The following is a 12,539-nucleotide window of genomic DNA, read 5'->3' on the forward strand; positions in this document are numbered from 1 at the left end:
GTGCCTGGCGCGTCCGGGCCCGGTGCCATCATGGACCCCATGTCAGTGAAGGTGCTCGCCGTCGGCAAGAAGCATGAAGCGTGGGTCTCGGACGGGATCGCACGCTACGAGCGGCGCCTCAAGAGGCCCTACGATCTCACGTGGCAGCTCCTCCCCCACTCCGCGCGGCAGGAGGACGCGGCCCGGACCGAGGAGTCGGACCGCATCCTGGCCAAGGTCGGCGGGGACGAGCACATGATCCTCCTGGACGAGCGCGGCAATGGCTTCGACTCCCCCGGCCTGGCCCGGCACCTGCGGGCGCAGTTCGACGTCGGCGCACCCGTCACGCTCGTGATCGGCGGCGCGTACGGGGTGGACCAGCGCGTCCACGCGCGGTCCGACCGCGTGTGGTCCCTCTCCGGCCTCGTCTTCCCGCACCAGCTCGTGCGCCTCATCCTGGCAGAGCAGGTCTACCGCGCGCAGGAGATCTCCGCCGGCCGGCCGTACCACCACGCATGAGCGGCACCGAGGGGGCCGGGACGCCCGCCCCGAGCGCCGCCGCCGTCCTCTCCCGCTTCAGCGAGCCCACCCGCGCGTGGTTCACGGGTGCCTTCGAGGGGCCGACGCCGGCGCAGGTGGGCGCGTGGGACGCGATCTCCTCGGGCCGCCACGCCCTCGTGATCGCCCCGACGGGCTCCGGCAAGACCCTCTCCTCCTTCCTCTGGGCGCTGGACTCGTTCGTGCGCGAGCCCGCGGACCCGGAGGTCTCCGCCACCCGCGTCCTCTACATCTCCCCGCTCAAGGCGCTCGGCGTGGACGTGGAGCGCAACCTGCGTGCCCCGCTGATCGGCATCACGCAAACCGCACGCACCCTCGGCCGGGCAGTGCCGCGGGTGCGCGTGGGCGTGCGGTCCGGGGACACCCCCGCGGCAGAGCGGCGCCGTCTGCTGCAGGACCCGCCGGACATCCTCATCACCACGCCCGAGTCCCTCTTCCTGATGCTCACCTCGAAGGGTCGCTCGGCCCTGGCCGGCGTGCGCACCGTGATCGTGGACGAGGTGCACGCCGTCGCCGGCACGAAGCGCGGCGCCCACCTGGCCGTGTCCCTCGAGCGCCTCGATGCGCTGCTCGAGAGGCCCGTGCAGCGCATCGGCCTCTCCGCCACGGTGGAGCCGGCCTCCGAGGTCGCCCGCTTCCTCGGCGGCGTGCAGCCGGTCACCATCGTGCGGCCCGCCTCGGCCAAGCAGTGGGACCTCACGGTGAGCGTCCCCATCCCGGACATGACCGACCTCTCCGCCCCCTCGGGTGCCCAGGACACGGGTCCGGGATCCTCTCCGGCGGGCGCCCCGGGCGGGGCCGACGGGGGCGCGGCGATGGGCGGCTCCATCTGGCCGCACGTGGAGGAGCGGATCGTGGACCTGGTGTCCGAGCGCCGCTCCACCCTGGTGTTCGCCAACTCCCGCCGCCTCGCCGAACGTCTCACGGGCCGCCTCAACGAGATCTGGGAGGCCCGCCAGGAGGCGGCCGCCGCCGCGGACCTGCCCGACGCCGTCCCGGGCTTCCGCGAGCCGGCCCAGGCGGGCGACGTCGTCGCCGGATGGCTGGCGCAGCGGGACGCGGCCCCCGCGACGCCGCGCACCCCGGTCCACGGACCCGCCCAGGTGGCCGGGCAGACCGGCACCGGCTCGGGGACGGTCTCCGACTTCGCCCGCGCCCACCACGGCTCCGTCTCCAAGGAGCAGCGCGCCATCGTGGAGGAGGCGCTGAAGACCGGGCAGATCCGCTGCGTCGTGGCCACGAGCTCGCTCGAGCTCGGCATCGACATGGGCGCGGTGGACCAGGTGATCCAGGTGGAGTCGCCGCCGTCGGTGGCCTCGGGCCTGCAGCGCGTGGGCCGCGCGGGCCACCAGGTGGGAGAGGTCTCCCGCGGCGTGTTCTTCCCCAAGCACCGCGGGGACCTCGTCGACACCGCCGTGGTCGCCGAACGCATGGTGGCCGGGTGCATCGAGTCCCTGCGCGTCCCCGCCAACCCGCTGGACATCCTGGCCCAGCAGACGGTGGCCGCCGTCGCGATCGAGGACGTGGAGGCCGAGGCCTGGTTCGACCTCGTGCGCCGCTCCGCCCCGTTCTCGGCTCTGCCGCACTCGGCCTACGAGTCTGTGCTGGACCTGCTCGCCGGCCGCTACCCCTCGGACGAGTTCGCCGAGCTGCGCCCGCGCATCCTGTGGGACCGCGAGGAGGGCACGCTCTCCGGCCGCCCCGGCGCCCAGCGCCTCGCCGTCACCTCGGGCGGCACCATCCCGGACCGCGGCCTGTTCGGCGTCTTCCTCGCCACGGACGCCGGCGCGGGCGGCGGCCCGGACGGCGCGGCGGGAGGCGACACGGGCGAGACCGCGGCGAAGTCCTCGGCCGGCTCCGCGCGCTCGGGCGGGCGTCGCGTCGGCGAGCTGGACGAGGAGATGGTCTACGAGTCCCGCGTGGGGGACGTGATCCTGCTCGGGGCCACGTCCTGGCGGATCGTGGACATCACCGCCGACCGCGTGCTCGTGCTCCCCGCGTACGGCCAACCCGGCAAGCTCCCCTTCTGGCGCGGCGACGCGGCCGGGAGGCCGGCCGAGCTCGGCGCCGCCGTCGGGCGCTTCCGCCGCGAGGTGGACGCGGACCCGGAGTCCGCGCCCGCCCGCCTCGAGGCCGCGGGCCTGGACCCGTGGGCGCGGGACAACCTGGTGGCCTACCTCAAGGCGCAGCGTGAGGCCACGGGCACCCTGCCCACCGAGCAGACCCTCGTGGTGGAGCGGTTCACGGACGAGCTCGGCGACTGGCGCGTGGTGCTGCACTCCCCCTTCGGCATGGCGGTGCACGCCCCGTGGGCGCTCGCGGTGGGCGCGCGCCTGGCCCAGCGGTACGGCCTGGAGACCGGCTCCGGCGCCGCGATGGCCGCCGATGACGGCATCGTCCTGCGGATCCCCCTCATGGACACGGAGCCGCCCGGCGCCGAGCTGTTCGAGTTCACGGCCGAGGAGCTCGACGAGGTCGTCACCGCCGAGGTGGGCGGCTCCGCGCTGTTCGCGGCCCGCTTCCGGGAGAACGCCGCACGCTCCCTCCTGCTCCCGCGCCGCCACCCGGGCAAGCGCTCGCCCCTGTGGCAGCAGCGCCAGCGCGCCGCCCAGCTGCTGGACGTGGCCCGCAAGTTCCCGCAGTTCCCCGTGATCCTCGAGACGGTCCGTGAGGTCCTCCAGGACGTCTACGACCTGCCCGCGCTCATGGACGTCACCGGGCGGGTGGCCTCGCGCGCGATCCGCATGGTCGAGGTCACGACGACGGCGCCCTCGCCCTTCGCGCAGTCCATCCTCTTCGGGTACGTCGCCCAGTTCATCTACGAGGGCGACTCCCCCCTGGCCGAGCGCCGCGCGGCGGCCCTCTCCCTCGATCCGGCGCTGCTGTCCGAGCTGCTCGGCACGGAGGAGCTGCGGGAGCTCCTGGACGCGGACGTCGTCGCCGGCGTCGAGGCGGAGCTGCAGCGGCTCGCCCCGGACCGGCGCGTGCGCGGGGCCGAAGGCATCGCTGACCTGCTGCGGCTCGTGGGCCCGCTCACCGTGGTGGAGGCGGCGCGGCGGACACAGCCGGAGGTCGAGGCAGGGGCGGCGGACCCTGAGCCGGCCGCCGGTGAGACACCCGCGTCTGAGCCGGACCCCGCCGCGCACGAGGCCGCCGTCGCCGGGATGCTGGACGAGCTCGTCCGCGCCAACCGGGCGTTCCGCCTGCGCCGCGAAGGCGGGGAGGTCTACGCGGCGGTCGAGGACGCGGCCCGCCTGCGCGACGCCCTCGGCGTGCCGATCCCCATGGGCGTGCCGGTCACGTTCCTCGAGCCGGTCGAGGATCCCCTCGGCGACCTCGTGGGCCGCTACGCCCGCACCCACGGGCCCTTCACGGCCGCCGAGGCGGGCGCGGCGCTCGGACTGGGCGGCGCCGTCGTGCTGGGGGTGCTGCAGCGCCTGGCCTCCGAGCGCCGGGTCAGCACCGGCGCGTTCCGCCCGGACGGCGCGCCCGGCGCGACGGGCCTGGACGCCGAGTGGTGCGAGTCCGAGGTGCTGCGCCGCATCCGCCGCCGCTCCCTCGCCGCCCTGCGCGCCGAGGTGGAGCCGGTGGAGCAGGCCGCCTACGGCCGGTTCCTCGCCGACTGGCAGCACCTGCGCCCCCGCCCCGGGCACCCGTCCCCGGCGTCGCTCGAGGGCGTGGACGGCGTGGCCGTCGCCCTGGACCAGCTGGCCGGCATGCCCCTGCCCGCGAGCGCGTGGGAGTCCCTCGTGCTGCCGGCGCGCGTGCGGGACTACGCGCCCACGATGCTCGACGAGCTGCTCTCCACGGGCGAGTACGTGTGGTCCGGGACCGCGGAGGCCGCCGGCAACGACGGCTGGGTGGCGATCCACCCTGCCGACGCCGTCGACCTCACGCTCCGCCTGCCCGAGGCCCAGCAGGGGCCCGCCCCCGCGGACGCCGCGCTGCGCGAGCGGATCCTCGCGGTGCTCGGCTCGGGCGGCGCGTGGTTCTTCCCGCAGCTCGTGGAGCGGGTGGTGGCCCTCGGGGCCGAGCAGGGCGCCGACCCGGTCCGCGGCCCCGCGGTCCTCGAGGCGCTGTGGGGGCTTGTGTGGGCCGGGCGCGTCGGCAACGACACCTTCGCGCCCGTGCGCGGACTGCTCTCGCTCGGCAAGACGGCCCACCGCACGGGGAGGAAGTCCCCGCGGGCGCGGACCGCTCGCACGGGCGGTGCGGGCCGCGGGCTGGGCAGTCGGCTGGCGGGGGTGCGCGGGCGCGGCCGGTACGCGGGCCTCGCAGCCGGCGACGGCGCGGCGGGGTCGGCGAGCGCGGGCATCGCCCCCGGCGTGGGCGGGCTCTCCGCCGCGGAGCAGGCGCGCGCGGCGGGGCGCTGGGCCCTACTGCCCGCCGCGGAGCAGGATCCCACCGTGCGCGCCCACGCCACCGCCGAGCTGCTGCTGGACCGCTACGGCGTGATCACGCGCGGCTCCGTGGTGGCCGAGGAGGTGCCCGGCGGCTTCGCGGGGCAGTACCAGCTGCTCACCCGCATGGAGGACGCCGGCCAGGTGCGCCGCGGCCACTTCGTGGAGGGCCTCGGCGGCGCCCAGTTCTCCACGGGCGCCGTGGTGGACCGGCTGCGCGGCTTCCAGCGCGCGCAGGAGGAGGGCACCGAGGACGGCGAGGGCGCGGACGGTCCCGGCGCGATCGGCGGTCCGCCCTCTGGCTGGGTCAGCCCGCTCGGACCGCCGCCCGGCCGCCCGGCCGTCAACCCCCATGCCCGGCCGGAGGAGCCGGACCCACCGGCGCTGGCGCTCGCGGCCACCGATCCCGCGAACCCCTACGGCGCGGCCCTCGACTGGCCCTCGGTGCCGCCGGGCCCGGGCGGGGTGGTCCCCACGGGGCACCGGCCGGGCCGGAAGGCGGGCGCCGTCGTCGTGCTGATCCGCGGCCGGCTGGTGCTGTACATGGAGCGCGGCGGCAAGACCCTGCTGTGCTTCACGGAGCACGCCGCGGAGTTGCGGGCCGCCGCGGCGGCGCTCGTGTGGGCGCTGCGCACCGGGAGGACGGAGCGGCTGAGCCTCGAGAAGGTCAACGGCGCGCCCATCCTCGGGACGCCCCTCTCCGGGGCGATGCTCGACGCGGGGTTCTACTCGTCGCCGTCGGGCATCCGGTACCGCAGCTGAGGCAGGCCGTCGTGGGGAGGCCCCACCGCAGCCGCGGCGCGTCATCATGGCGTCACGCGGGAGGCGTGGCGGCTCGGGCGGCGGGCGCACGACAGCACCGGGCGGCGCCGGGTAGGTTCGCGCCCATGAGCGAGAACCCGAGCACCGCCGAGGACACCCTGACGCACGACCCCGCGAGCGGACTGGCCGGCACGGATCCCGTGGCCCCGTCCGAGCCGGACGGCCCGTTCGGCGCCGACCCCGAGGCCGAGCTCCTCGGCGAGTCCATGCCGCACCCCTCCGAGCCCTCCGTGACGCCGTTCCTCATGTTCGAGGGCGACGCCGGCGCCGCCATGGACGCCTACCTCACCGCGTTCGTGGAGCACCTGCCAGTCACCGAGGTCCGCCGCGACCTGTTCGACGACTCGACGCCCCGCGGCGCCGAGTGGGCGGGCAAGGTCTCGCACGGCGAGCTCGAGATCGCGGGCCAGCGGCTGCGCTTCTTCGACTCGTTCACCCCGCACGGCTTCTCCTTCACCCCCTCGATCAGCCTCTTCGTGGAGCTGCCGGACCCCACGGCGGTGGACGCGATCCACGACGCCCTCGTCTCCGGCGGCGGCGCCGACCTCATGCCCCCGGACGACTACGGCTTCTCCCGCCGCTTCGCGTGGGTGGCCGACCGCTTCGGCGTGACGTGGCAGCTCAACGCGGTGTGAGCGCCGCCGTCGTGGCGGTGGCCTGACATGCCCGAGGGCGACTCGCTCGTCCGCGCCGCGCACCGCCTGCGCCCCCTGCTCGCGGGACGGGTGCTGCGGCATGCTGACCTGCGCGTGCCCCGGCACGCCACCGCGCGCCTCGAGGAGTGGACGGTGGCCGAGGTGCGGCCGCTGGCCAAGTACCTGCTGATGCGGCTCACGCCACCCGCCGAGGACGACGGCGCCGCGCCCCTCACGCTGATCTCCCACCTGAAGATGGAGGGGCGCTGGCTCGACTCCGGCCTCGACGCGCCCTGGGGCGCGCCCGCGTGGCAGGTGCGGTGCGTGCTGGAGACGGACGAGCACCGCGTGATCGGCGCGCAGCTGGGCCTGCTCGAGCTCGTCCGCACGGATCGCGAGCACACGGTGGTGGGTCACCTGGGCCCCGACCTGCTCGACCCCGGGTGGGCCGACCCCGCCACCGCCGCGGCACTGCTCACCGAGGGCGTGCGCCGCCTGACCGAGCGGCCCGGGCGTCCCGTGGGGCTGGCCCTGCTGGACCAGCGCCTCGTCTCCGGGATCGGCAACATCTACCGCTGCGAGACGCTGCTGCTCGCCGGGATCGACCCCCACCGCCCGATCGGCGAGGTCGACGACGTCCCGGGACTCGTCCTGCTGGCCGGGGACCTGCTGCGCGCCAACGTCCCGCCGGCGTCGCCGGTGATCGGTTCACAGCGGGCCACGACGCATGTCCGCCGCAACGAGTCCCGGCCGTTCGCGATCGAGGTCCTCGACGGACCGCCTCGCGGCCGGCAGCCGAGCTACTGGGTCTACGGCCACGATCGCTTCCCGTGCCTGCGCTGCGGCGGGCGCGTGCGCAAGGAGGACTACGGTTCCCCCGAGGACGCCGAGCGGCAGCTGTGGTGGTGCCCGAACTGCCAGTGGTGACTACGGTGGTCACATGGCTGACCCGTTTCCCCAGGACCCGGAGGGTGCCACGGTCGCGCTCGTGCTCGCCGGCGGCACCGGCGGGCGTCTCATGCCGCTGACGCAGGCCCGTGCCAAGCCGATGGTCCCGCTCGCGGGCCAGTACCGGCTGATCGACGTCGCGCTGTCCAACCTCGCGCACTCGGGGCTGCAGGACGTGTGGATCGTGGAGCAGTACCGCCCGTTCACGCTGAACCAGCACCTGGCCGGCGGCCGCCCCTGGGACCTCGACGGCACGCGCCACGGCCTGCGGATCCTGCCTCCCGCGCAGGGCCGCGCCGAAGAGGGCTTCTCCCGCGGCAACGGCCACGCGATCGCCCAGCAGGTGCCCGTCCTCGAGCAGTTCGGGGCGAGCACCGTCGTCGTGATGTCCGCGGACCACCTCTACCAGCTGGACCTGCGCCCCGTGCTGGCCGAGCACGCGGCCTCGGGCGCGGAGCTCACCGTCGTGACCACCCGGACGGACGAGGACCCCTCCCGCTTCGGCGTGGTCCAGGCCGACGACGACGGCGCCGTCACCGCCTACGACTACAAGCCCGAGGACCCCGAGGGCTCGCTCGTGGCCACGGAGGTGTTCGTGTTCGACGTCGCGGCGCTCTCCGAGGTGGTGGGCGAGCTCCTGGCCGACGAGGACGAGGCCGGCACCAAGGAGGACGGCGAGACCGACGAGGACGGCGATCCGGTCGGCGGCTCGCTCGGCGACTACGGGGAGAGCATCATCCCCGCGTTCGTGGACCGCGGGCGGGTCCGCGAGCACCGCCTCGAGGGCTACTGGCGGGACATCGGCACGCTCGACGCGTTCTTCCGGGCCCACCGCGAGATCCTCGACGGCACCGGGCTGGACCTCACCGCCGAGGGCTGGCCGTTGCTCACCAACGCACGCCAGTCGCCCCCGGCGTGGGTGGCCCCCGACGCGCGAGTCACCGGCTCACTGCTCGGCCCGGGCTGCCGCATCGCGGGCGAGGTCGTGGACTCCGTGGTCGGCCCGGGCGTGGTGGTCGAGGCCGGCGCCACGGTGCGCGGATCCCTTCTCCTCGGCGACGCCACGGTCCCCTCCGGCGCGGTGCTGGACACGGTCATCGTCGACGTCGGCGGGCACGTCCCGGCGCGCGAGGTGTTCGGAAAGGCTGAGCCGGCCGACGAGGTCGTGGTGCTGGGCCCGCGCGACCGCTCCCCCGAGAGCGGCGACGAGACCACCGGCACCGGCTCCCCCGTGAAGGGCTGACTGCGCGGGCCCGTCCACCCGGCCTGGAATGATGGGGCCGTGGCCGTGACCTCCCCCCTTCCCCTGCGCGACGGCGTCAACGCGACCCGACTGCGCCTGCCCTCCTCCGGGCCCTGGGCGAGCGTGCAGGAGTACGTGCTGGACCGCTTCGGCCACGTGGACCCGGACGGCATCCGGCGGCGCTTCGCGGCGGGCGAGGTCGTGGCCGTGGACGGCGCGCCCATCCCCGCGGACACCCCGCTCGGCGCGCACGAGGACCTCTGGTACTACCGCGATCTGCCGGACGAGCAGCCCCTGCCGGTCGCCCACGAGATCCTCCACGCGGACGAGCACCTCGTGGTGGTCCACAAGCCCCACTTCCTGCCCACCACGCCGGGCGGGCGCTTCATCCAGGAGACCGCGCTGGTCCGCCTGCGCAACGAGCTCGGCCTCGACGACCTCGTGCCCCTGCACCGCCTCGACCGGGCGACGGCCGGCGTCGTCATGTTCTCCGCCAACCCCGCCACGCGCGGCGCCTACCACCTGCACTTCGAGCGGCGCGCGGTGGCCAAGCGGTACGAGGCGGTCGCCGTGCTCCCGGAGTCGCCCGCGGACCCCGACGACGACGCGGCCCGCCCCGACGACGACCCCCGCCTCACGCGGTTCCCCCTGACCATCCGCAGCCGCATCCGCAAAGACAGGGGGATCCTGCGGTCGGTGGTCGAGGAGATCCCGGCGGCGGCCTCGGGCCGGGCCGCCGGGGCGCCGGTGCGCACGAAGAAGTCGAACGTGGCCCACGCCGGGGCCAACGCGGAGACGCGCGTGGAGGTGCTGGGCGTCGGACGCTCGGCGGGCATGCTCGCGGGGCGGCGTGTGGTGCACCTCGGGCTCACCCCGCGCACGGGGCGGACGCACCAGCTGCGGATCCACCTCGCGTCGCTGGGCCTGGGCATCGCCTTCGACCCGTTCTACCCCGAGCTGCTGGACGCCGCGCCGGACGACCTCGCCCGCCCGCTCCAGCTGCTCTCTCGGTCCCTGAGCTTCACCGACCCGGTCACGGGCGAGCCGCGCACCTTCGCCTCCCCGGCACAGCTCCAGGAGCGTCCGCGATGACGGCCATGACCGCCCTGGCGGCGGCCTCCACGGAGACCGGACCCGCGGACCTCCTGGACCGCCTCGGCGCGTGGTTCCACCCGCTCACGGCGCTGCTCGTGGCCCTCGACGCGCCCGTCCCGCCGGTGCCGTCGGAGATCCTGGTGATCGGCTCGGGCTCGCTCGCGCTGGCGGGCCGGGTCAGCCTGTGGGCGTCCGTCCTCGCCGCGTGGCTCGGCTGCTGGGCGGGCGACATCGGCCTGTACGCGCTCTTCCGGCACGGGCTGGCCAGGCGCCTCGACCGCTGGGCGTGGGGCCGCTGGGTGCACCGCGGGATCCGCTCCCTGCTGGTCAAGGCCGGGCCGGCCACGGGCCTCGCGGGGCTGTTCGTGCTGCGGTTCGTCTCCGGCGGGCGCACCGCCTCCATGGCCGCGGCGGGGGTCGCGGGCATCCGGTGGCCCGTGTTCCTGTGGCTCTCCGGCCTCGGCTCGCTGACCTGGAGCGTCTACATGGTGGGGCTCGGGTGGGTGTCCGGTCAGACCACCGGGCTCCCCTGGTGGGCGTCGGCACTGGTGGGGGTGGCGTTGGGTACCCTTGCAGGGATGATCATCGCGGGGATCGTGGCATGGCGCCGACGATCCGGGAAGGGGGCAGCATGACCGGCGCGTCTCCCGAGCCCGCGGAGTCCTCCGAGAGCCCTCGCTCGCGCCCGCGGCACGCGCTCGCCGCCCCCGGGGAGATCTCCCGCCGGCAGATCAAGCGCCACGCGCGTGCCCTGCGCGGCACGCCGACGCGCCCGGAGACGCCCGCCCAGCGCACCACTCGTGAAGGCCGCCGCGCGGACGTCAACGCCGCCATGGACAGCCTGCGCGCGGAGGGCTCGCCGGCGGGCCAGCGCTCCCACGGAGACCTGCGCGCCATCCTCGACCGGATCGGCGGCCAGGACCTCGCCCGCTTCACCACGCCCCTCGTGGGGACCCTCGGCCACCGCCCGGTGGAGCCCGAGGCGGCCCCGACGGTCGACCCCGGGCGCGCGGCCGAGGCCCTGGCGCTGGAGAAGGCCGAGGAGCAGGAGCGCCGTCGCCGCGCCGCCGAGCTCGCCCGCCGCCGCAAGGGGGAGCAGCGGGCCCGCCGGCAGCGGGAGGCCGAGCGCCAGCGCCGCGCGAGCGCCGAGCAGAAGGCCCGCCAGGCCGAGGAGGCCGCCCGCCACCGCCAGGAGCGGGAGGAGAGGCGCCGCCGCGAGGCGGAGGTGGCCGCCGAGCGCGCCCGCGTCCAGGCCGAGCGTCGCGCCCGGGAGGAGGCGGAGGCCGCCGAGCGTGAGCGCCGGCGCGCCGAGGCCGAGCACGCCCGGCTCCTGGCGGAGGAGGAGCGCCGGCGCCACGCGGCACGCGTGGAGGCCGAACGCCTGCGCCGCGAGGCCGAGGAGCGCGAGCGCGCCCGCCAGGAGGCCGCGGCCGCCGAGGAGGCCGAGCGCCGCCGCCGCCGCACGGAGGAGGAGCGTCTGCGCCGGGAGGCGGAGGAGGCGCGCCGGCGCTGGATCGAGCGCGCGCGCCGCTACGCCGGGCACTCCGCGGACCGCGCCCTGAGCCAGGCTCGCCTGCTCGCCGACCGCGAGCGCCACCTGGGCGACCAGCAGGCCCTCGAGGAGGCGAGCCGGCTGCGCGCCCACCAGGACCGGGAGTCGCAGGCCCTCTACCGGGCGGCGCGCGAGCTCGAGGGCCCGGAGATCATCCCCGTGGCGTCCCAGCGGCCCTTCCTCGCCCACCCGGACGAGGACGTGACGGACGAGGAGCTGTTCGCCCGCGCCCGCGTCGCGCTGCCCGAGTGGCGCCGCCGGGACCGCCTGAGCACGAAGGCCGAGGCCATCCGCTCGGCGGCCGCTCCTGCGCCGGCACCCGACGGCCCCACGACCGCGGCGATCCCCCTGATCCCGTCCTACACTGCGCCCCTGGGTGCGCCCGAGCCGCGCCGCGCGGCGACGGCCAAGGACCGCCGGCGGCAGGCCGGCCTGACGCTCGCGTGGCTGGTGTTCGTGCTCGCCGGCGTGTGGGGCCTGGGCCTGTTCGGCCGCCTCCCCGGGCTGGACGCCCTGGACTTCGGCTCCTACCGCGCCGCACACGACGGCCGCTACGGCTTCACCACCACCGTCTTCTCCCTGTATCCGCTGCACCCGCTCGTGTGGCCGGGGCTGTGGGCGGCGGTGGGCGTGCACGTGCTCCACCAGTGGGCCCCCGGGCAGGCGGCCTCCTCACGGCAGCGGGAGGTCGGCTGGCCCCTGGCCGGCGCGCTCCTGGCCGTCAGCACGTGGTTCCCGCTCGCCGTGCTCGTCCCGTGGGGGCTCGAGGTGCTGGTGTGGCTGGTGGCCCTGGCGCTGATGGTGCGCGTGATCCGGCGTCTCACGGACCGGCCCGCGCGCACGGGCGCGGAGCGGGTGGTCACCGACGGCGCCGCCGGTCTGCTCGCCGGTGTCCTGCTGGCGGGCCTGCCCACCACGCTGGGCTCGGCGCTGAACGCGTGGGGCGTGGCCCTGCCGTGGTTCCCCACTGAGCTCTTCGCCACCCTCCTGCTGCTGGCCGTGCTGGTCCTCGGCCTGCACCTGGCGCTGACGGATCGCGGCCGCATGGGGGTCGCGCTGGGCATGGGCTGGACCCTGCTGAACCTCGGCCTCCCGCGCCTGCTGCCGCCCCCGCTCGGTGCCGAGCAGAGCGCCTGGGTCGGCCTCACCGCGGTGTTCGGGGCCCTCGCCCTCGTGCTCGCCGTCGCCGTGCGCCGCTCGTGGGTGCGCCAGGTGGAGCGGGACGCGGGCCTCACCCCCTGAGCCCCGACCGGCGTCGCGCGGCCGGTCGACGGCGCAGCGCGGTGTCCCCCGTGTGCTCAGGGCGC

8 protein-coding genes are annotated in these 12,539 nt (G+C 76.3%); all 8 read left to right on the forward strand.

Going from position 1 to position 12,539, the window contains the following annotated elements:
• Window positions 1-39 precede the first annotated feature (39 nt).
• The 8 genes from AB0302_RS04720 to AB0302_RS04755 all read left to right on the forward strand — a co-directional run bounded on the left by AB0302_RS04720 (window position 40) and on the right by AB0302_RS04755 (window position 12,474).
• Entirely contained in the window at window positions 40-498 is a 459-nt protein-coding gene (locus AB0302_RS04720) for a 23S rRNA (pseudouridine(1915)-N(3))-methyltransferase RlmH (protein WP_248118072.1), read from the forward strand.
• On the forward strand, window positions 495-5,699 hold the full coding sequence (locus AB0302_RS04725) for an ATP-dependent helicase (RefSeq protein WP_366370684.1): 5,205 nt from the start codon (window positions 495-497) through the stop codon (window positions 5,697-5,699). Before AB0302_RS04720 ends, AB0302_RS04725 begins: the two co-directional genes overlap by 4 nt.
• Before the next feature lie 125 nt (window positions 5,700-5,824).
• The gene (locus AB0302_RS04730; protein ID WP_298713594.1) at window positions 5,825-6,394 is read left to right on the forward strand and encodes a VOC family protein; all 570 of its coding nucleotides are present in this window, start codon (window positions 5,825-5,827) and stop codon (window positions 6,392-6,394) included.
• Between the two features lie 27 nt (window positions 6,395-6,421).
• Window positions 6,422-7,321, forward strand: coding sequence for a DNA-formamidopyrimidine glycosylase family protein (locus AB0302_RS04735; RefSeq protein ID WP_366370685.1), 900 nt, complete (start codon window positions 6,422-6,424; stop codon window positions 7,319-7,321).
• Window positions 7,322-7,334: 13 nt separating this feature from the next.
• On the forward strand, window positions 7,335-8,585 hold the full coding sequence (locus AB0302_RS04740; protein ID WP_366370686.1) for a sugar phosphate nucleotidyltransferase: 1,251 nt from the start codon (window positions 7,335-7,337) through the stop codon (window positions 8,583-8,585).
• A gap of 39 nt (window positions 8,586-8,624) precedes the next feature.
• Complete coding sequence (locus AB0302_RS04745; protein WP_366370687.1) at window positions 8,625-9,677, forward strand: pseudouridine synthase; 1,053 nt, start codon at window positions 8,625-8,627, stop codon at window positions 9,675-9,677.
• Window positions 9,674-10,315: a VTT domain-containing protein gene (locus tag AB0302_RS04750; protein WP_366370688.1), complete on the forward strand. Its 642-nt coding sequence runs from the start codon at window positions 9,674-9,676 to the stop codon at window positions 10,313-10,315. The genes AB0302_RS04745 and AB0302_RS04750 overlap by 4 nt, the downstream gene beginning before the upstream one ends.
• Entirely contained in the window at window positions 10,312-12,474 is a 2,163-nt protein-coding gene (locus AB0302_RS04755) for a hypothetical protein (protein ID WP_366370689.1), read from the forward strand. The genes AB0302_RS04750 and AB0302_RS04755 overlap by 4 nt, the downstream gene beginning before the upstream one ends.
• Window positions 12,475-12,539: the final 65 nt, after the last annotated feature.

The organism is Micrococcus sp. NPDC078436, assembly GCF_040702705.1.
Classification (GTDB): domain Bacteria; phylum Actinomycetota; class Actinomycetes; order Actinomycetales; family Micrococcaceae; genus Micrococcus.

Excerpts from the sequence above, each read along its gene's own strand:
- AB0302_RS04725 (WP_366370684.1), top strand. The coding sequence starts at position 495 with ATGAGCGGCACCGAGGGGGCCGGGACGCCCGCCCCGAGCGCCGCCGCC.
- AB0302_RS04735 (WP_366370685.1), top strand. The coding sequence starts at position 6,422 with ATGCCCGAGGGCGACTCGCTCGTCCGCGCCGCGCACCGCCTGCGCCCC.
- AB0302_RS04740 (WP_366370686.1), top strand. The coding sequence starts at position 7,335 with ATGGCTGACCCGTTTCCCCAGGACCCGGAGGGTGCCACGGTCGCGCTC.
- AB0302_RS04720 (WP_248118072.1), top strand. The coding sequence starts at position 40 with ATGTCAGTGAAGGTGCTCGCCGTCGGCAAGAAGCATGAAGCGTGGGTC.
- AB0302_RS04730 (WP_298713594.1), top strand. The coding sequence starts at position 5,825 with ATGAGCGAGAACCCGAGCACCGCCGAGGACACCCTGACGCACGACCCC.
- AB0302_RS04755 (WP_366370689.1), top strand. The coding sequence starts at position 10,312 with ATGACCGGCGCGTCTCCCGAGCCCGCGGAGTCCTCCGAGAGCCCTCGC.
- AB0302_RS04750 (WP_366370688.1), top strand. The coding sequence starts at position 9,674 with ATGACGGCCATGACCGCCCTGGCGGCGGCCTCCACGGAGACCGGACCC.